General features: G+C 44.7%; 15 protein-coding genes. 5 read left to right on the top strand and 10 right to left on the bottom strand.

From position 1 onward, the window contains the following. Positions 1-9: 9 nt before the first annotated feature. Positions 10-1,833 carry a M2 family metallopeptidase gene (locus tag SIO70_RS15955; RefSeq protein WP_320581848.1) on the bottom strand — a complete coding sequence of 608 codons (1,824 nt, stop codon included), beginning with the start codon at positions 1,831-1,833 and terminating at the stop codon, positions 10-12. Positions 1,834-2,235: 402 nt separating this feature from the next. On the opposite strand from SIO70_RS15955, the gene SIO70_RS15950 reads away from it, so the two are divergent. Continuing rightward, entirely contained in the window at positions 2,236-2,709 is a 474-nt protein-coding gene (locus SIO70_RS15950; RefSeq protein WP_320581847.1) for a hypothetical protein, read from the top strand. Between the two features lie 12 nt (positions 2,710-2,721). Continuing rightward, the gene (locus SIO70_RS15945) at positions 2,722-3,105 is read left to right on the top strand and encodes a hypothetical protein (RefSeq protein WP_320581846.1); all 384 of its coding nucleotides are present in this window, start codon (positions 2,722-2,724) and stop codon (positions 3,103-3,105) included. A 249-nt stretch (positions 3,106-3,354) separates the two neighbouring features. Here the strand turns inward: SIO70_RS15945 and SIO70_RS15940 are convergent, their stop codons facing one another. Then, positions 3,355-4,959, bottom strand: coding sequence for a Na+/H+ antiporter (locus tag SIO70_RS15940; RefSeq protein WP_320581845.1), 1,605 nt, complete (start codon positions 4,957-4,959; stop codon positions 3,355-3,357). Positions 4,960-5,178: 219 nt separating this feature from the next. Here SIO70_RS15940 and SIO70_RS15935 point away from each other — a divergent pair, with 219 nt between their 5' ends. Both SIO70_RS15935 and SIO70_RS15930 read left to right on the top strand, forming a co-directional pair. Then, a complete protein-coding gene (locus SIO70_RS15935; protein WP_320581844.1) occupies positions 5,179-5,382 on the top strand; it encodes a hypothetical protein in 204 nt (67 codons plus the stop codon). Positions 5,383-5,391: 9 nt separating this feature from the next. Further along, positions 5,392-5,961 (top strand): tRNA(His) guanylyltransferase Thg1 family protein, encoded by a 570-nt coding sequence (locus SIO70_RS15930; RefSeq protein WP_320581843.1) that lies wholly within the window; start codon positions 5,392-5,394, stop codon positions 5,959-5,961. A 136-nt stretch (positions 5,962-6,097) separates the two neighbouring features. Here SIO70_RS15930 and SIO70_RS15925 read toward each other — a convergent pair whose 3' ends face one another. Beyond that, complete coding sequence (locus SIO70_RS15925; RefSeq protein ID WP_320581842.1) at positions 6,098-6,700, bottom strand: DNA-3-methyladenine glycosylase; 603 nt, start codon at positions 6,698-6,700, stop codon at positions 6,098-6,100. Positions 6,701-6,896: 196 nt separating this feature from the next. Here SIO70_RS15925 and SIO70_RS15920 point away from each other — a divergent pair, with 196 nt between their 5' ends. Beyond that, positions 6,897-7,970, top strand: coding sequence for an acyltransferase (locus tag SIO70_RS15920; RefSeq protein ID WP_320581841.1), 1,074 nt, complete (start codon positions 6,897-6,899; stop codon positions 7,968-7,970). Positions 7,971-8,144: 174 nt separating this feature from the next. Here SIO70_RS15920 and SIO70_RS15915 read toward each other — a convergent pair whose 3' ends face one another. The 7 genes from SIO70_RS15915 to SIO70_RS15885 are packed head-to-tail and all read right to left on the bottom strand — an operon-like array spanning position 8,145 to position 18,943. Continuing rightward, on the bottom strand, positions 8,145-9,875 hold the full coding sequence (locus SIO70_RS15915) for a cytochrome-c peroxidase (RefSeq protein ID WP_320581840.1): 1,731 nt from the start codon (positions 9,873-9,875) through the stop codon (positions 8,145-8,147). Then, complete coding sequence (locus tag SIO70_RS15910) at positions 9,872-11,458, bottom strand: metallophosphoesterase family protein (protein WP_320581839.1); 1,587 nt, start codon at positions 11,456-11,458, stop codon at positions 9,872-9,874. The genes SIO70_RS15915 and SIO70_RS15910 overlap by 4 nt, the downstream gene beginning before the upstream one ends. Before the next feature lie 46 nt (positions 11,459-11,504). Beyond that, positions 11,505-12,317 carry a glycerophosphodiester phosphodiesterase family protein gene (locus SIO70_RS15905; protein ID WP_320581838.1) on the bottom strand — a complete coding sequence of 271 codons (813 nt, stop codon included), beginning with the start codon at positions 12,315-12,317 and terminating at the stop codon, positions 11,505-11,507. Continuing rightward, positions 12,317-13,000: a glycerophosphodiester phosphodiesterase family protein gene (locus SIO70_RS15900; protein WP_320581837.1), complete on the bottom strand. Its 684-nt coding sequence runs from the start codon at positions 12,998-13,000 to the stop codon at positions 12,317-12,319. The genes SIO70_RS15905 and SIO70_RS15900 overlap by 1 nt, the downstream gene beginning before the upstream one ends. A gap of 13 nt (positions 13,001-13,013) precedes the next feature. Further along, a complete protein-coding gene (locus tag SIO70_RS15895) occupies positions 13,014-14,471 on the bottom strand; it encodes a SusD/RagB family nutrient-binding outer membrane lipoprotein (RefSeq protein ID WP_320581836.1) in 1,458 nt (485 codons plus the stop codon). A gap of 18 nt (positions 14,472-14,489) precedes the next feature. Next, on the bottom strand, positions 14,490-17,963 hold the full coding sequence (locus SIO70_RS15890; RefSeq protein WP_320581835.1) for a SusC/RagA family TonB-linked outer membrane protein: 3,474 nt from the start codon (positions 17,961-17,963) through the stop codon (positions 14,490-14,492). 41 nt (positions 17,964-18,004) lie between these two features. Continuing rightward, positions 18,005-18,943: a FecR family protein gene (locus SIO70_RS15885; RefSeq protein WP_320581834.1), complete on the bottom strand. Its 939-nt coding sequence runs from the start codon at positions 18,941-18,943 to the stop codon at positions 18,005-18,007. Positions 18,944-19,469: the final 526 nt, after the last annotated feature.

The following is a 19,469-nucleotide window of genomic DNA, read 5'->3' as shown; positions in this document are numbered from 1 at the left end:
TTTAAGTGTTTAATCAAAAACAGGTTGCGCAGGCAATGAATATTTCTTACCGGCATTCGCTTTCTTCAGATAATCCATCAACACACTAAAATAAGCAACCATTGGCTTCGCACTCATATCAGTATGCAGGTCATCTTTCAGCTGTTGTCTCCAATCAATACTGGCGCCAGGGCTCATCACCTTTTTCAGGAAATCACCCACGGCTTTATTTCCCCAGTAGTTAGTGGCATGTGGATCCTGGTGCAGGATATTATCAGCAATGTAAGCATGAAACTGGAATACCAGCACACTCGCAATAGAGTAATCGTAATACTGGGCGGGATCATCATTGATATGCGTTTTGGTCGCGGCATCACAATACTCCTCTCCTCTCTCCGTAGGTGGTACGATCCCCTGGAATTGTTTTACCAGTTTCCACCATGCCTGATTATACTGATCTTTCGGGAGTTTTTTTGCATACAGATTATATTCAAACTCCGTCATCACCCCACTGCTCCATGGCAGACTTACTACATAACTCAATGCTTCTTTTAGCAATTTCAGTGTATCATTGGTCGTCGTATTCTTAGGAATCAAATTCAGATTTTCAAGGAAAGGCTTTTGTAAAGAGGCTAATCCCATCATGGTACCAAAGGCTTCATGAAAGCCCCTATTGGCGCCACCACGCAAAATTACGGGGATCTCCGGACGGCTGTAAGACATATAATAATAGATATGTCCGAATTCATGTAACACCGTACTCCAATAATCGGTGGTAGGGGTAATGCTTTCTAAAGAACGCACATCTTTATCCAGGTCCATATGCCATGCAGAGGCGTGGTTATTCTTGGTGAACGGACTATCTGCAGGTACCGGGTACAGGCTACTCTTTTCCCAGAAAACAGGGGGCAGTGCATCGAAACCGAGGCTCTTGTAAAAGTCTTCACTTTGATGTGCCATCCATTCAGCACCATGTACTTTGAGGATAGAATCGATACTCAGTCCTTTTACATCCACCAGGGAGGACCAGTCTTGTCCCCAGCGGTTAGGCAACCAGTCGGCGGGAATATAATCAGGTACGGGTTGTTTATATCTCTCAGCCAGGGTATAACGTGCCCAGGTATGCAGTTCTCTATACAACGGCCATATTTCTGTTACAAACTGGCGGGTCAGTTTGATCATTTCATCTTCGCTCATGCCATATTCGCGGGCGTTATAGTCGAAGAAGTCTTTATAGCCCAAAGGAGTAACAGAAGCATTTCGCAGGAACTGCAGGGAATCCAGTCCGTTTTTTAGTGTCTTACCTACTTCTTTGCTGGCGGTCCATGCTTTTCTTCTCTCCTGCAGGTTGTTGGAAGATTCCAGTATTTCATCGATACGTCCGGTAGTAACGGGTTTGCCATCGAGGGTAAACTTGAATCCATAGAGAGCAGATAATTGTTTGTTGGTGGCGCTGATACGGCGGGTTACGATATCGCCGGCGGTAGCGGGGTTATTGCCTGCGTTGAAGAGGATGACTTCGAACTGCCTTATTTGTAAGGGAGTGAGTTGTTCTTTTAATTGCAGGTATTTCTGAGCAGAGTCAATGTTTGCTTTGCTACCGGTATATTCAGCCAGCACCTTATCGGCGGCATCAGCCAGCTGCTGGCTCACGGTATCTCCTTTTACAATACGGGTATTCAGCGTCCATTGGGCCAGGTTGTCTTTGTAGATGAGGTCCTGGAATTGTTTGTTGTAGCCATCCAGGTAGGTCTGGGCTTGTAGCTGGACAAGCTGGTGGTTGTTTGTGCCGGTGGACTGGCAGGCTGCGAAAGAGAGCAGGGCGCCGGTGGCGACAAGGGTGATACGATTCATAAAAGGGTAGATTTTGCGGAGTGAATTTAGGGAATTTTATTTTGTTCAGGGAAATGGCGAGGGGGAGGTGGGGGGAATGGAGGAATGAACAAAATGAACAGAAAAGAAGGGTGTAGATTTGGGATTATGAGAGGGGGAATTATTGAAGGATCGAATGGGGAAAGATTATTTTACTGAAAAGCTAAATTATAGAAAGACTGAATGGGGAAAGATTATTTTACTGAAAAGCTAAATTATAGAAAGACTGAATGGGGAAAGATTATTTTACTGAAAGACAAAATTATTAAAAGACCAAGCCAGGAAGGATTATTTCATTGAAAGATCATTTTATTAAAAGACCAAACTATAAAAGATTATTTTATCAGAAGACTAAATTATTAAAAGACCAAACTATAAAAGACTATGGCCTATAATCCAACTACAATTGCCAATTATTTTATTACTACGTATGGATCACAATATGTACCGATTACTGTTCCTCAACTTATTGGTTTAGTATACTACTCATATGGTTGGTACCTCGCGTTTTCTGAAGGTAAATCCACCTTAATTAAGGAACCGCTGGTATGCAGGAGAACCTGTGCTACATTTGATTCATTATGGGAGAATATGCTGGAATCCAGATTGAATCTTTATTATAAAAAACTGCCTAATCCACAGGGAAATCAGACTATTTCAAAGGAAGACCAGCATTTATTGGACCGAATATGGAATACCTATGGGCATTATCATGGTCGTATCGCTACTTTAGCATTTTTCACTGAAGATAATCCATGGAGAAAGTCAATTATAAGGGGTTACTCAATAGTGCCAATGTTGAAGGTATATGAACATTTTAAAAATAAATTAATCAAGGCTGGTACCACTGCAGCATAATTAAAGTAATTAATGGATACAATTATCATCCATAGTTTGGAAACCCATCCACCAGTTCCGGATCAAAACCCTTTTTACGAAGTGATAGATGGTGAAGGTAATCCACCTTCAGACTCAGAATTTGAAGCTATTCGGCTACGGCGATATTCCACTGATACAGATCTCAGGAAGCATATCACGTATTCATTCATTATCAATATTACATGCTGGTTGTTTACAGTAATGACAGTGCTTTATTTTAATAATTTCTTATTACAATTGCACTTGTCAGATGCGGTATTGATCACGCTATTGACTACTTCTACACTGAATGTAATTGGTATGATGACAATTATTTTGAAGAATTTATTTCCAATACAGACTGAGAAATTAAAACCTCAGTCTGTATTGGATTAATATTAAGATGTTGTCAATTTTAAAATCGGTGATGGATCAAATTACCAAATCTACCCTCTTAGTATCAATACCAAATCCCGTCCACATTATCCTTACCATATCTGCCATTTTATTATCAATACCAAATCTGCGTCCACATTATCCTTACCATATCTGCCATTTTATTATCGATACCAAATCTGCGTCCACATTATCCTTACCACATCTGCCCTTTTATTATCAATACCAAATCTGCGTCCACATTCAACCCTAAAACCGCTGTACCAAATACTCCTCCTCCAAATCCAACTGCGCCAAATGCTTTCTGATCATTTCCTCATCCATACTATCCTTCTTATTCATCTTCCTCAATATCCCCCGCTGCTCATTGATCAAATCCGTCAACACCACCTTATACCGGTCTATCTTATGCGACACCATCTCATTCCCCTCCTCCGAAGCAATATAACTATTCGCAAACGTCACATCCCCCTCCAACCTCGCCTTCAACGACTTCAACAGATCATTGCCCTCAATCTCCTCCCCATACTTATTATTCAACAAATCCAACGCATACGACGCCATCTTCTTCCTCATAATCGCCTCCTGCTCATGCTCCGGCATAAAAAACCGATCCTCCCCCAACTTCACCCACTTCACCACCAACGGCAATGTCAACCCCTGAAACACTAACGTGATCAAAATAACCATAAACGTAATAAACAATATCAGGTCCCTCATCGGAAACACATGCTCCTTATCCAGCATCAACGGTATCGACAATGCTGACGCCAAGGATACTACACCCCGCATCCCCGCCCATCCAAACACAATCGGCAACCGCCACCCGGGATTATTATCCGCCGTCTTTATATACTTACTCACCACCTTCGTAAACAACGCCGCTCCCATCGTACACAATAACCTCATCACAATCACCACAAACGTAATGATCAACCCATACCAGATCGCCCTTCCCAAAGATATATCTCCCATTTCCTGCACAATCACCGGCAACTCCAACCCTATCAATAAAAAGATAATACCATTCAATACAAACCCTATCGTAGACCATACGTTCACCCCCCTGATTCTACTCAGATGCGACAGGAAATGATGACTCTTATTCGACATAAATAATCCACCCGTCACCACGGCCAATACCCCCGAAAAATGCATGCTTTCCGCTGTGATATACATCACATAAGGCGCTACAAATGTCAACACCGTATCCATACTCGCATTCGTAGGCAACCATCTATGAATCGCATAAAAGATCATCCCCACTGCCAGGCCGACCAATATTCCCATCGATATCACTAAAAAGAAACTCGTCACCGCCTCATGAAATACAAATTTCCCTGTCGCCACAGAGATCAGTGCAAACCTGAACACAATCAAACTGGAAGCATCATTCAACAAACTCTCGCCTTCCAGTATATTCACCAGTGACCTCGGTACTTTTACTTCTTTTAATACGGTCGTAGCAGCTACCGCATCCGGCGGTGAAATAATCCCTCCCAATAAGAAGCCCAATGCCAGCGTAAAACCGGGAATGAGGTTACTCGATACAATCGCAATCACGCCCGATGTGAGGAGTACTATTAAAAATGCAAATGAACTCACAATACGCCGCCACCGCCAGAGTTCTTTCCAGCTCGTATGCCAGGCGGCTTCATATAATAATGGAGGTAAGAAGATCAGGAAGATCAATTCAGGATCGATACTGATCTTTGGTAATCCAGGGATGAAGCTTATCGCCAACCCTCCGATTACTAATACTATTGGATAAGAGATTTTTAGTCGCCCGGCGATCATCACTAAAAACAGGATCACGAGTAAAATTCCAATGTAAACCGTAAAGGTAAAATGCATATGGGCGAACGATTTTGGTTTGAATGTTTTTAAAGAAAGCTGGAAGTAGCAGGCAATGGATTGCTGGTATGCACAGATACATAATTCCTGAAAAGGCTTAACATAATTCCAGAATAGTCATAAAATAATTCCAAAATAGCCTTAATAATTCCAGAAAAAAATCATCCCTACTTCCCGCCAATATTAACAATCTTCTATTAATACCTATCTTTGACTCTCATGGAAGCAATCATCTTCTGCGGCATTCAGGCCAGCGGCAAATCCACCTTCTACAGTGAACATTTTTTCAATTCACATGCCAGAATATCCCTGGACCTCCTGAACACCAGGAATCGGGAAGACATTTTCCTCCACGCCTGCTTCAGTACCCACATGCCTTTCGTGGTAGACAATACCAACCCTACCCGCGCTGAAAGACAGTAATACATCACTTTGACCCAAAATAGAAAATATAATATCTACACAGAAAGCGATGAAATCTCCCTCCTCTTTGACCTGCATGAAAACTCCTTTTCCAGGAAGATCCGGAAATATACCTCCATCCTCGCCGGCGAGGCCAGCGCTAAAATCTCTTTACAATTAGGGCATATTGGAGCTTTCGACTGCCGTATCTGTGAGTTGCCAAATGCACAACTGGTAGTAGATTATTTCCGCTGGCGCAATGAAGACGCCCACCGTAATGCCCTTAGTGCTCACTGCTATTGGATATTGAGGAAAAATGGACAGTCGGCCAATGCGGCAACAAAGACCATCAATCATTTGAGTACTGCCCAGAAGAATGAATTGCTCTTTTCATATGGAATTAATTTCAATGAATTGCCAGACTGGCAAAAGCGAGAAATTGGGATATATTGGGGAGAGACGGAGAAAGAAGGAATCAATCCGGTGACCGGACAACAGATGACTGTACAAAGAAGGACATTGGTCGTGAATGATGTACTGCCTATGCGGGATGAGTATAGCGCATTTATTGAAAAGTTGCTAAATGAAAGAGGCCATTAAGTATCTACAGGATTTAAGGTGCTAAATGAAAAAGGCTATTAGGCATCTACAGGATTTACTTTCAATCCCGAATTGGTCCAGGGCCTTTACCAAAAGGCTACCTGACTCCATCTTTAATACTTAAAATCAATAAATCTCAGACAATCCTTTTTCCACTCACATACCTACTCCCCTCCACTATAAACCTATACGGCAACAACGCATCCGCCCCCGCATAATCAACCCCTATGCGGGGTGTCGCTACCACCTTCTCAGGCACATACCCATCCTCCGCCAGGTAAAAATCCTCCGAGAACAAACTATACCCCGTATGTATTTTATCAATCCCCAACGCCTTACTCACATTCCCCGGCCCCCTTGTCAGTGTAAAATCGGCCTTCGCCTTCCCTGTCCGTTTCAACATTTCCGGAATTCCCTCCAGCGGCTCCGCCCCTCTGATCAACACCGCCTCCGGAATCTCCGCCTCATTCGTCACTATATTAAATAAGAAGTGGATCCCATAACACAGATATACATACGCATTGCCCGCCGCCCCAAACATCACCTCTGTACGTTGGGTGCGACGCCCACCATAGGCATGACTCGCCTTGTCTACCACTCCTCTATATGCTTCCGTCTCCACAATCCGCGCTGTCGTCAGTACCCCATCAAACCGGGTTACTATGATCTTGCCCAGTAGCTCCTTTGCTATCGTCAATACCTCAGGCCGGTTGTAAAATTCCGCAGTCAGTTTTTTCATAGCTATGAATGTAAATAAAAAATCGCCTTCCCCAAAAGGAAGGTGACCAATAAGAAATATACACCCGGTGTAATTCATGCAAGTATCAAACCAAATGAATAATATCCGCTTCGCAAATCACTATAAATAAAATTACATCTCTTCGTTGTACACTATTTAAAAAATACTATTTTGCAATCCTTTCCCATTACTTACTATGCTACATCAACCGATCACCCGCAAGCTCAACGGGCTTGACCATCTTCGCGCATTTGCCATCACCTTCGTATTCCTTTTCCATTACAACCTATTCGGCCACCCAAACTGGATTTACACAGTCGGTAGCTTCGGCTGGACAGGCGTAGATCTCTTCTTCGTGCTCAGTGGTTTCCTCATTGCCGGCCAACTATTCAATGAAGATCCGATCTCTTTAAAGACCTTCTATACCAAAAGGGTCTTCCGCATCTTCCCCGCCTACTTCCTAATTGTAGCACTGTACTTTCTATTTCCGTACCTGCGGGAGCGTGATACCCTCCCTCCATTATGGAAATTCCTCACCTTCACCCAAAACATTGGCCTCGACCTGAAAAACACCGGCGCCTTCTCCCATGCCTGGTCCCTCTGTATCGAAGAGCAATTCTACCTTCTCTTACCTATATTGATCATCTTTTTCAGAACCTACCGATTGACGCAAATCGCACCCTGGTTCATCGCGTCCCTATTCCTCGCTGGTTTTGGCGTTCGCTATTACTGCTGGAACCATTTCTATTTACCCGCTACCACCGATAACTGGATGGTGTGGTACAAATGGATCTACTACCCTACCTTCTGCCGGCTGGATGGCTTGCTGGTAGGTATTAGTCTCGCCGCCATAAAAGAAAAGCTATATAAATACAGTACCCCGCTCCTGGTAGCAGGACTACTCATACTGGCAGGCGCCTACATCCTGTGTGACAACGAAGACCTGTTTAATGAATCCATTTATGGTTTCCCCCTGATTGCCATTGGCTATGGTTGTATTGTAGCTGCTGCCGCCAGCCCTGCATGCTTCTTATATAGACAGGGTAGCTGGATCACCCGCTCACTGGCAGCGCTGAGTTATGCACTGTACCTGAGCCATAAGATAGTCATTCATGTGACCCAGAAGATCGTCTCGCAATGGGGGATTGATAAGAAGAGTACAATGATGTTTGTAATTTGTACGATCACCTGCCTCACGGCTGCATCGCTGCTCAGGCTCCTGGTTGAAAAACCATTTTTGAGATGGAGAGATAAAATTCTTGCAAAATGACCCGGTACCTTATTTTCCTGTTTTTAATTTGGGGTTGCACGCAAAAAAAGCAAATGCCAAAGCGCGGGCTACCACCAACAAAACCTGCTGCTGTAAAATATGTAAAGGTAAATGGCCTGCAGACTATTGGAGAGTTTGCCGGGAAGATTGACGCTGTCTGGAAGTCACCCCCATTTACACCCCATCCACCAATGCCTCTAAAAATGAAATAAGCGCCTGCTGCTCCCCCTTATCCAACCCCAATGTATCAGAAGACAACGTCTGATGCATCACCGGCGTCACGCCCCCCTGATTGTAAAAATCAATCACCTGCTGCATGGTACTAAAATTCCCATGATGCATAAAAGGTGCCGTAGCAGCCGCATTCCTCACGGTAGGCGTCTTAAAAGCACCTTCATAAAAGGTAACAGGAAACACCGCTATCCTACCCCTGTCGGTATCTGCCACCGGATGCTGCAGATCACTGTACAGGGGTACTCCTAATATTTCAAATTCTGTTCTGTTAAATAACGGGGGCGTCAGCCCATTGAACAATGGCGCAAAATGACAACTCCCACACCGGGCCTTGCCCATAAAAATGTTAAACCCATGCTTCTGCTGACTGGTCATCGCTGTTCTATCCCCCTCTATATAATGATCAAAAGGAGAATTGAACGGGGTCAATGTACGAATATAAGCCGCCAGCGCCCGGATGACCTTCGCCTTCGGCATTTGCATTCGCGCCACGATACTATCATCCGTTCCCCCCATCTCGGTCGGACTATGCAATACCACATCTATCTGCTCTTCCAGGCTCTTTGCCCGGCCATCCCAGAACTGTGCATACTGGTAGGTTGCATATAATAATGAAGGCGTATTCCTTGGTAGAAAACCTCCTGACAAAGACACGTTCTGCGGCATCCCATCTGTAAAATGCTTTTCCGGTAAATGGCAGGTGGCACAACTGCGCTGCATATTGCCAGATAGTTTTTTCTCGAAAAACAACCGACGTCCTAGTGCCGTATCGTATCCAATCTTTGGTGCACTGTTATCTGCGTTACGTATTACATCCCCCTTACCATCGACTGTAATATCCGCTCCCTGTGTAAAGGTTTCTTTCTTAAATGCATCCCGCCCACCATATATCGCCGTTGTATTCAGCGCTCTAACTGTATGCGTCGCTTCTGCATTTGAAAGCATTCGCTGCACCGGCATGGCATAATCAGTAATAAACGTGAGGCGATCAAAACTATTAAAATCAGGATGGTCATGCAAATAATCAAACGCATTTGACATCGCGGAGCGAATACTATCTACGCCCACCACATGCCGCAATGCATCCATCGCCGCCGCAGCCTCCGGTACCCCACATTGTAAGGAAGGCGCATCATACCCCGTTATATACAAACTCTGTATCCGGATCAATTCTAACTGGATACTCTCCATCACCTGCGCATCCGTAGCCTTAAAGTTATATAACAAAGCAGGCAGACCTGCCGCTGTTTCAGCAACGATGTCTGCCTGCTGCATCAGTTCTTCTTTCGATGCATGACTATATAATAACGCTTCTACTTGTTGCAATCCTACCGGCTCTTCATACTCTATATAAGGTTCCTCTACCTCATACTTCGCCGGCGTATTGAACACATACGCTTCGCTCACAAAGAAGTATTCAAGGAAAAATGAAATGCGTTTATAAGCAATCCTGCATTCCTTCAATGCTTCTTTCGCCTGCTCCACAGTAACCGGATCTTTCACATCATACTTTTCAATGGCAGCTTTCAAAGCGCCTGCTTTTGATGCAAATACGACCTGCTGCTCTTTGAAATACCGGATCGCCTGCTCCGGGTACCCTTTTGGTGTTTCACCTACTATCCCCATACACAACAACAAACACAAACCGGTGAGCACCTTTATTCTCTTCATCGCGCTGTAATTGTAAAGGTATCTTTTACACAACCTTCCTTATCTTCTACAGTATAAGTGCTGGTTCCTTTTGCCACCCTGATCGTTATTGACTTAGTCGCCTGCCCCTTCTCACTCCACTTATAGTTACCCACAAATGAAGCCGTCAGTGTCAATGACTGTCCCGCCCTGGCTTTGATCTCATTGTGCTTATCCACTTCCTTCATCATCGTGAAATGATCGCGGATCACCCCATCTGCACAGATCCATTTCAGATCCAGCCGGTTGTTTTCAATCTCTAACAACGAAGCTCCACCATTCGAATCATTCGCATATTGCATCGCCTTGTGGGGATAGGTCTTTTGTCTGCCACCCAGTTTACCTGCCGAACCACTCACCACATACACCGTTCCTGCATTCAGTGAATCTTTTACATACGGACAGCTATTCTCACTACCATCATACAACCCTGAAGAATGACTCAGGTTATGTACCGCAGGATCAAATGAATCCATCATGCCATAATGTCCTTTCATGAGGCGGGAACGCTCGTAATCATGGCTATGTCCGCAGAGGATGAGGTCTACACCATTCCGCTCAAGTATACGGATAAAGTTCTCACGGATGCTGATCAGCTCATCTGCTTCGTCAGAGTTGTGAGAGCCCATGGTATAAGGAGGATGATGCCAGTAAGCAATCACCCACTGTTTATTCTTATTCGCTTCCAGGTCACGTTTTACCCATTGTACCTGCGGACCCAGTGTATCGTACAGACGATATTGATCTGCTTCTTTACCATAGCTATCCAATGAAATGAAGTGTGCATTCCCGATATCAAATGAAAAGAACGCCTGGGTGTGAGAAGGTACGCCACCATCTTCTGCTTCTGTCGGCATAGAGAAGTTCTGATAATACGCGGTCTTGTGCGTACGCATCGCTACTTCTACCGCACCTGGAAAATCATGGTCATTGTAATCATGGTTACCCGGGGTAGGATACAAAGGGTGCTGTTTTAACAGGTCGTCTTTATATACATTGAAAAACTTTGTCTGGAACTCCTGATCCGTACCACTGCCATACGCATTATCACCTAAGAGTATCCACGCATCCATATAGTTATTACCCAGGTAATTGAGTACGGATTGCTTTACATTACGCTGGTTTGCGGAGTTATTGCCACAATCTCCAAATGCCCCAACCCTGATCAGTTCTTTGCTACCCACTGCCGGCAGGGTATAGAAGTAGTTGTTCGCATCGCCCTGCAATGTATCGGCAAATGTACCTACTGTATAATAGTAACGGGTATGAGGTTGTAAACCTGAAATACGCACGATGTGTTCTGTCGTAATTGTAGAATCATCTTTTAAGAGATCCCATTTGTTCACGGTCGTACCAAAGCGTACACGGCTACGTGTGGCTACATTTGTACGCCAGCGGATTGTCATAGCGGTAGGTGATCCTACCTGTAAGTAGGGACCACGGATCACAGTGATCGGGTCTTCATCTCCATCACTGACCTGGGCACGTACATTTAAAAACGCACCAAATAATAAACAAAGCAACAGCCATCCCTTCATTTGCATTTTTTTCTGCGAGGTAATCATAATTCTGTTTAATTCTGGTAATTACTATATGATCTTTACGTTATTTTTATCTATGCAATCCCTTCTTCCGCAAATACCCCAGCAATTCCTCCGGCCTATCCGTCTGAATCACATTCACCTGCTTTTTCTGCAACAGGGAATCAAACCCCTTCTCCCCTAAATCATCATAATCCCCCAGTGCATTCATCCACACTCTCATATTCGCTTTCCGCACCACCTGCATCAAACTATCCGTATAAAAATCATCATCCCCGTGCAGGATTGCATAACGCCCCTGTTTTACTACCGCCATTGTCTCTTCAGCATTATGCACCCTTGGCATCACCGGTATATTCGGATCTATTGCGCTTACAAGATCCGCATCTTTATAATCATATACAAAAAACAACACCTGTTTTTCCATCCCCATGTCGCGTACCAGTTTACAGGTCGATACCATTGCACTCCGTGTATCTGCTTTAAAATCGATATCGATCATGATCTTCCCTTTCGCCATTTCCAACGCATTCTGAAATGAAGGAATTCGCGCTGATGTAATGACGCCTTCTCTTTTTAAATGTACCCCCTGTAATTCAGAAAAAGTAAGATCGGCTACATTCCCATGTCCATCCGTCTTTTTCTCAATACTCTTATCATGCATTAACACAAGTACCCCGTCCTTTGTTTCCCGAACATCTAATTCAATAATGTCAATACCTTTATCTATCGCTCGCTGGATAGCCGGCAGAGAATTTTCAGGATACTCCTCATGATCGGCGCGATGAGCGGCGACCAATACATACTCATGATGGTGATAGAAATCCTTTATAATATTATCTACAGGCGCCATTAACAGCAGTAAAAATAATAGCTTATTCATTACCTGTTCCCATTTTGTTTTAGATAATTGATCAATGCCCCCGGGTGATCGGTCTGCAAGCCCTGTACAGGGGTATCCAACGCCTTCTGCCAGCGAAGCGGACCTTCATCCTTCGCCTGCACATCCAGCCATATGGCTACATGCCGTTTTTTGCAAACAGCCAGCATTTCAGGGGTATATTGCCCAATGCTGCCATCGATCACTGACACCGGGTATTCGTCAAAAAACGCATTCAGATCCTTCACTTCATCAGGTACACTCGTCATCAGTGGCATATCAGGCGCCACTTTGTGCCATCCTTTCAATTGCTCAAATGTGTTGCAGAATACAACGATGTGCTTTTGCATACCTGCTTTCTTAATCAATGGATATACGATAGCCGGATCTGCATCTTTAAAATCAAGGTAGATGTTTACCTTTTTCTTACAAAGCTTCAATACCTGCTCAAAGGAAGGCACTTTGTCTGACAGTGCAGACAGTTCCCCATGACTAATATATAATCTCCCATCCTTAAACGTCCTCAAATCTACCTCTACATAATCCACTCCATCTTCTATTGCACGGGTATATGCCGCCAGTGTGTTCTCCGGTAAAACAGTGTGATCGCCTCTATGGGCGATCACTACATGTTTATGCTTTACGACAGGCAGCAATGCAATCAATAGCATTGAAAAAAACTGCATAGCTAATTATTTATCATTTTAAATACCACATCTTCGTTGTCAGTACATCCGCACCTTGTCTTGCTACCGCTGCATTATACTGATCCAGGTTATAAGACTGCTCTGTAGTAGGATACTTATACCGGGAAGGGATCTCAGATATAGCAGCCAGCGGGCCTGTTACAAATACAGGATACCCCGTTCTTCTATGATCGAACCAACCTTCTGGTCCTTTCAGGAAATTCGCAATCCACTTCTGTGTGATCAGCTGTACCAATGTACCATTGTATTGTACAGAAGACTGTGCCAGGTAAGTCGCCTTATCAGTAGCAGATACACCATATGCATCCAGCGATGCGCTGATACCTTTGTTATATAAAGAGGAAGCCGTTTCACCACTCACCGTTACTTTGCCACCCTGTACTACCTCCGCCAGTATAAAACACTGCTCTGCATAGGTCATCATACTTGCCTTCAGCAGGTCATTCTGGTTGGAGTAGAAGATGGCTGCCATCTTTGAGATATGCGTCTCACCACCATTATAGTCATAAGGAGAAGAAATCGCATTGGGTACACCTACATACAGGTTTGCATCTACAGTATAACCTGTTGTACTTGATACAGGTGCTACCCAGATCGGTAACCTGGGATCGTTCAGACGCAGCAGTGTATCTACGATCTCTTTACTTGGTTTATATTTATCGATCTCTGTCGTCTTGTTGTTCAGGTTACCACCCGGCCATGCATCGGAAGCATTCACACCTAAATATCTCAGTGCCGCATCGTCGCTATTGCTGTCGAACAAAGGATATTTAGAAGGATTGTCCACTATATTCTGCATTTCAGTATATGCACTTGCTGACTTATTCGACATACGTAGCAGCAAACGCAGGTGCAGTGCATTGGCAAATTTGCGCCAGTTCAGTGCCACACCGCCATACAGGATATCGTAGTCTGCATCGATGCTCAGCGTTGTAGCCGCCAGCGTATCATTTGCAGCGGTAAGTGTGGCCAGCAGCGAAGGATAGATATCCTCCTGCTGATCGTATTTGGGATGTACTATACTACTGTCTTTAGATAGTAAGGCCTCACTATAAGGTATGTCGCCATATAGGTCTGTAATATAAGCGAAGTTGAAAACCCTGAGGATGTCTGACACGGCAGTATATTGCAACATACTATTGCCGGCTGCCAGGTCATGAAAGGTTTTATTGTAAGTCAGTGCGCCGTAATACCCGTCCCAGTTATTGCCAGACCACCCAAACAGGTCATCACCTTCGTTACGTACTTTAGTGATGTACCGGCCTGCTTCTGCAGGCTTGTCCAGGAATGCATCGTCCTGGTAGGGATATGCCGTCTTTACCAGTACTGTCGAAAGCAGGTATTGCGGATTCACAGTGGTCGCCGTATTTGGATCCGTGTTGATTTCCTCAAAGTTCTTTGTACATGCACTTAACAGGAACAGCACTCCAATGGCATATATCTTTTTCATATAGTTGTCGTATGAATATTAAAAATTAAGACCCAGTTTCACACCATAAGAACGTGTGTAAGGCAGTGACCAGCTGGATGTACCAGGGGTGATGCTACCGCTCTTGATCGTCATCGCAGTTTCAGGATCATATCCGCTACCAGCGGCTGTCCAGCTAAACAGGTTGCGTGCTATCAGTGATACACTCAGGTTAGAGACCGGCAGTCTGCCAGTCTGCTCCTTGCTGAACAGGTATGTCAGGCTCACTTCGCGCAGCTTTACATATGTTGCACTGAAGGTGTTGCGGGCGTGCATTTTCCAATAGTAGTCACCGTAGAAACTTTCAGGATCTGTAACATTGGTATTCTTAACATAGTTACCATTGCCATCTGAGATATAACCATCTTCGATCATACCATCTGTACGGTCGGTCGTACCATCGTTCCAGCTCAGACCTCCATGTTCTGTATCACGGCCTTTCAGTGTATTTTTAGTACGCCCGTCAGACAACAGGTTCATGAACATATAAGAGAAGAACTGGCCACCCTGGCGGTAATCGATCAGGGTATTCAGTGTAAAGTGACCGTAGGTAAAGGTGTTCGTGATACCCAGTGAGAAGTCGGGATTGTAGTTACCGATCTTCACGAGGCCGGTTGCATACTGGCTATGACCGGTTTCGTCCAGCAGTTCCTTGCCTTTGTAAGGACCATCGGGAACGGTTGTCCAGGTGTAGCCGTACATATTGCCGAGTGACTGACCTTCACGTACCTGGTACTGCATACCTTCTGCAGAACCCTGCAGGTAAGAAGTAATACCATCCGCCAGTGCGATCACTTTGTTCCTGTTGCGGGTAAAGTTTGCACCGATATCCCAGATAAATTTACCGGAGATCGGCGTACCATGTACTGCTACTTCCCAGCCACGGTTACGGATTTCACCGGCGTTGATGATGCGTGCGCTATAACCGCTGGCCATGGTAGTCGGGATCTGGATGATCTGGTTACGGCTATCGGTGGTATACCACGTAGCTTCTACCGCTAACCTGTTGTTGAAGAATTTCAGATCCGTACCAATCTCATAAGAGGTAGCGATTTCAGGCTTCAGGTTGTTGTTTTTCAGTGTAGTGCTGAAGGTCGCCATCTTCACATCGCCCCAGTCAGGAGAGCTGAAGGTAAAGCTGTTGTACAGGCTGTAAGGATCAGTATCCTTACCCACCTTAGACCAGTTCAGTCTCACTTTGGCATAAGACAGTGCGCCGTGTTCGATCTTCAACATATCAGACAACACTAAGCTCAATGAGGCAGAGGGATAAAAGTAGGAGTTGTGATTAGCAGGCAGCGCGCTGGACCAGTCATTTCTGGCACTCAGATCCAGGAATGCAAAACTCTTGTAAGACAGTTCACCCATAGCATACAAACTGTTGATGCGTTTGGTAGCCTTGTAAGAAGAGTTGGTAACAGTACCTGCAGCAGCATTGGAGATGTTGTATACTCCTGGCATTACCAGCTGACTGGCCGCCTGTGACTGCGTGTTAGAATGCTGGTCCATGCGGTTAGCACCTACGCTTACGAAAAATGCAAAATCGTGTTGAAGACTTTTCTTATAGTTCAGGAGGAAGTCTGTGTTCTGCTCACTACCAAAGAGGTTACCGATATAATAGGCACCATAAGGATTCTGCACAGCACTTACTGCCCGCTTGCTTTCGTCGGTTTCAGTATACCAGTCGAGACCTGTACGACCCATTAATGTTAAGCCCTTAGCCAGTTCCATGGTCAACTGCACATTGCCTGTTACGTGATGACGATTGTAGGCATTGGTCAGCTGATAAGCTACGAAGTAAGGGTTATCTGTACTACCCTGATCCTGTGACCACTGCTGCAGGCCTTCTTCACCACTCTGCCAGTAATTTTTCAGCAGTTCGGAGTTGATGTTTGCCGGCATGGTATACAGGATATAACTGGAGCTACCCCTGTTGAAAGTAGGACGGTTATTACTGGTATTATTCGTATAAGCAATATTGGTAGTCACCTTTATTTTAGGACTCAGATCATACCCTGCGGCGAGGTTGATGTTGTTGCGCTGCAGCCCGGTATTTGGTGTGATACCTTTATTTTGCAAATTTGTATAAGAGAGGCGGAAGTTGCTACCCGTGATGGCTACGTTGCTGGTATAGGTAGAACCGGTTTCATAGAAATCTTTTACCCTGTTTGGATAAGCGATCCAGTCGGTCGCTACCTTGTCGCCGTTGGCATCGGTAGGGCTATTCCATTGAATATATTTGGCACCGGTGTTCAGTTTAGGACCCCATGAAGCGGTAGACAGGGTATTGGCAGGATCTACAGACCCTGTGGCATCACCTGCACCATATTCACTCTGGAAGTCAGGGAACTGCCAGGCTTTATCATAGATAGCGCTGAAGTTTGCGCTTACGTTCAGTCCTTTTTTGTTTTTACCATTCCCGCTTTTGGTAGTGATGAGGATCACACCGTTTGCAGCACGGCTACCGTACAAAGCTGCAGCGCTGGCGCCTTTAAGCACGGTAACGGTGGCGATATCGTCCGGACTTACATCGGAGATAGGGCTACCGTAGTCAACAGTCACCTGGCCTACAGGAACGGTTGGGCTTCTGTTAGCCGAAGCGACAGGTACTCCATCCACCACGAACAAAGGCTGGTTATTATTAGCGATAGAGCTGGCACCACGGATGGTGATCAGCACAGAACCACCGGGGTCAGAGCTGGCAGAGCGGATGTCCACACCTGCCACTTTGCCGGAGAGGCTGTTTACAATGTTCACATCTTTTACAGTGCTTACTTTAGAACCGTCGAGGGTAGCGATAGAATAACCCAGTGCTTTTTCTTCACGTTTGATACCTAAAGCAGTCACCACTACGGCAGAGAGATCCTTTACATTGGGCATGAGCTGAATGTTCAGCATAGCAGCAGTACCCGCTTTAACAATCTTGCTGGTAAAGCCAACAGCGTGCACTAATAAAGTGGTAGGACCATTTACTTCGATGGTATAGCGGCCCTGATCATCAGCCATCACAGATTTGTTGGTGGTTTGATCGGTGATGATAGCACCGGGTACAGGTTCGCCTTTATCGTTGGTGATGGTACCGTTGATGATTTTGTGATCATCGTTGGTGGCTTTGTGATCATCGTTGGAAATGGTGATCGCATTAGCGGTAGTAATACGCTGGATCGCGTAGTCTTTATGACCCAGTTCAACGATAGTAAGGCCCAGTGGTTGGAGGGCTTGTGCTACCTTGCTGGCATTGAAAGCGCCCTGTTGCGGGAACTGTTCAAGGTATACAAATTTGTTAGCGACAGTCGCGCTGTTGTAGTTAAAATTCACATGAAAAATGTCTTCCATTTTCTGGAGTGCTGTAATCAGCGAGACCTTTTCACTTACATAGTTATAGGCGATCGGAGCAGTGTGGGCCCTTACCTGCCAGACTTCCAGCAATAGGAGGACAGTCAGGACAACGTACCTGTTCAATTTGCGTTTCATAAAAAATTAATGCGCTTTCTAGTTTACGAAGTAATAATAGCTTATTCGAATATAATAGTATGATTAGCCTGGACTATTAACTGGTCATTGTACACTGACCGAATAGCTGCCAGGAGAATGTCTGTATTGTCTAAAGGACACGAGCCGGAGAAGCGTTCCATTTGTAACCTGGTGCTTTTCCACTGAACATGAAAACCGTAATTTTCTTCCAGTATGGCGGCGACTTTATATAGTGGTGTATTTTTAAAGATCAGACGGCCGTTCTTCCAGGAGGTGAAGGTCTCTGGATTGATACGGGTCATGATTTTGTTGGTGGCATCGAGGTGGATCATTTCACCGGGAGTCAGATTCAGGGTGCCGGCGTTTTTCGCCCATCCTGCACCGGTTACATTTACCTTTCCTGATTCCAGTAATACTTCAATATGTTGTTTTCGATTATAGATGTTGAATGCGGTACCGAGAACGGCTACATCCATGCCACCGGTATGTACTTTCAGGCCGTGGTGTTCACCGCTGAAGTAAGCTTCCCCTTCGATCCATACCTCATGCCCTTTGTATTTTAAAGTAGAGTTGGCATTTAGTAATACTTTAGAACCATCCGGCAGGTTTACTTCTTTCGTCATAGCGATACCGGTGTGAATGGTGGTGCTACGGTTATTGAATAATATTCCTGTAGTGATAAGTAATAACAGGGATGCAGCGGCGGCAGTCCAGCGGTATAGCATAATACGGCGTCTGCGGCCAAGTGCGGTATCGAATCTATCCTGCATGTCAAGCATATCATCGGGAGAAGGTCCGTTTTCATTAACTTTCAAAAGAGAAAGTAAGGTGAAAGCGGTGTTCACATCATCATGACGATCCGGGTGCGCTGCAAGCCATTGTTCCCAATGTGTGCGGGCTTTTTCATCTGACTGATCGGCCCATGCTCTGAAAGAGGGATTGGTCATCAGATCCGCTACTGTATATTGTTCCTGATCCATTGTTATTAGTAAGAGGGAGGAAGTGAATCGAATACCCTCAGGAAATTTTAAGTTTTTTTTTGATGATAGTTGTTTGATTTCTTGTGATGGTATCTTGTATCTTTTTCCTGACTGATTAGTATTAATAAGTGATAGAAAGTGATTTGGATACGTTAAGAAATTATGATCATTTTCTTGTGATGGTATCATGCTTTTAATACATGAATGATCGCTATTTATAAGAGGGAGGAAGTGGTTTGAATACCCTCAGGAAATTTGAACTTTTTTTTCGATTCCAGCAGTTCAGTGAGTTCTTTATTTATCATGATCACAACTCATTCCAATCTCTGAAGGCTTGCGCTTAGTAAGAGGGAGGAAGTGGTTTGAATACCTTCAGGAATTTGAACTTTTTTTCGATTTCAGCAAATTAGTGAGTTCTTTATTTATCATGATCACAACTCATTCTAATCTCTGAAAGCTTGCGCTTAGTAAGAGGCAGGAAGTGATTTGAATACTCTCAGGAAATTTGAACTTTTTTTCGATTTCA

This window comes from Chitinophaga sancti, from assembly GCF_034087045.1.
In the GTDB taxonomy this organism is placed as follows: domain Bacteria; phylum Bacteroidota; class Bacteroidia; order Chitinophagales; family Chitinophagaceae; genus Chitinophaga; species Chitinophaga sancti_B.
The sequence above is the reverse complement of the archived record's forward strand: the minus strand, read 5'-3'. Positions and strand labels throughout refer to the sequence as shown.

Bases quoted from the DNA above. Each gene is read 5' to 3' on its own strand.
- SIO70_RS15920 (WP_320581841.1), top strand. From the start codon at position 6,897: ATGCTACATCAACCGATCACCCGCAAGCTCAACGGGCTTGACCATCTT.
- SIO70_RS15925 (WP_320581842.1), bottom strand. From the start codon at position 6,700: ATGAAAAAACTGACTGCGGAATTTTACAACCGGCCTGAGGTATTGACG.
- SIO70_RS15915 (WP_320581840.1), bottom strand. From the start codon at position 9,875: ATGAAGAGAATAAAGGTGCTCACCGGTTTGTGTTTGTTGTTGTGTATG.
- SIO70_RS15950 (WP_320581847.1), top strand. From the start codon at position 2,236: ATGGCCTATAATCCAACTACAATTGCCAATTATTTTATTACTACGTAT.
- SIO70_RS15895 (WP_320581836.1), bottom strand. From the start codon at position 14,471: ATGAAAAAGATATATGCCATTGGAGTGCTGTTCCTGTTAAGTGCATGT.
- SIO70_RS15945 (WP_320581846.1), top strand. From the start codon at position 2,722: ATGGATACAATTATCATCCATAGTTTGGAAACCCATCCACCAGTTCCG.
- SIO70_RS15890 (WP_320581835.1), bottom strand. From the start codon at position 17,963: ATGAAACGCAAATTGAACAGGTACGTTGTCCTGACTGTCCTCCTATTG.
- SIO70_RS15900 (WP_320581837.1), bottom strand. From the start codon at position 13,000: ATGCAGTTTTTTTCAATGCTATTGATTGCATTGCTGCCTGTCGTAAAG.
- SIO70_RS15940 (WP_320581845.1), bottom strand. From the start codon at position 4,959: ATGCATTTTACCTTTACGGTTTACATTGGAATTTTACTCGTGATCCTG.
- SIO70_RS15935 (WP_320581844.1), top strand. From the start codon at position 5,179: ATGGAAGCAATCATCTTCTGCGGCATTCAGGCCAGCGGCAAATCCACC.
- SIO70_RS15910 (WP_320581839.1), bottom strand. From the start codon at position 11,458: ATGATTACCTCGCAGAAAAAAATGCAAATGAAGGGATGGCTGTTGCTT.
- SIO70_RS15885 (WP_320581834.1), bottom strand. From the start codon at position 18,943: ATGGATCAGGAACAATATACAGTAGCGGATCTGATGACCAATCCCTCT.
- SIO70_RS15905 (WP_320581838.1), bottom strand. From the start codon at position 12,317: ATGAATAAGCTATTATTTTTACTGCTGTTAATGGCGCCTGTAGATAAT.
- SIO70_RS15955 (WP_320581848.1), bottom strand. From the start codon at position 1,833: ATGAATCGTATCACCCTTGTCGCCACCGGCGCCCTGCTCTCTTTCGCA.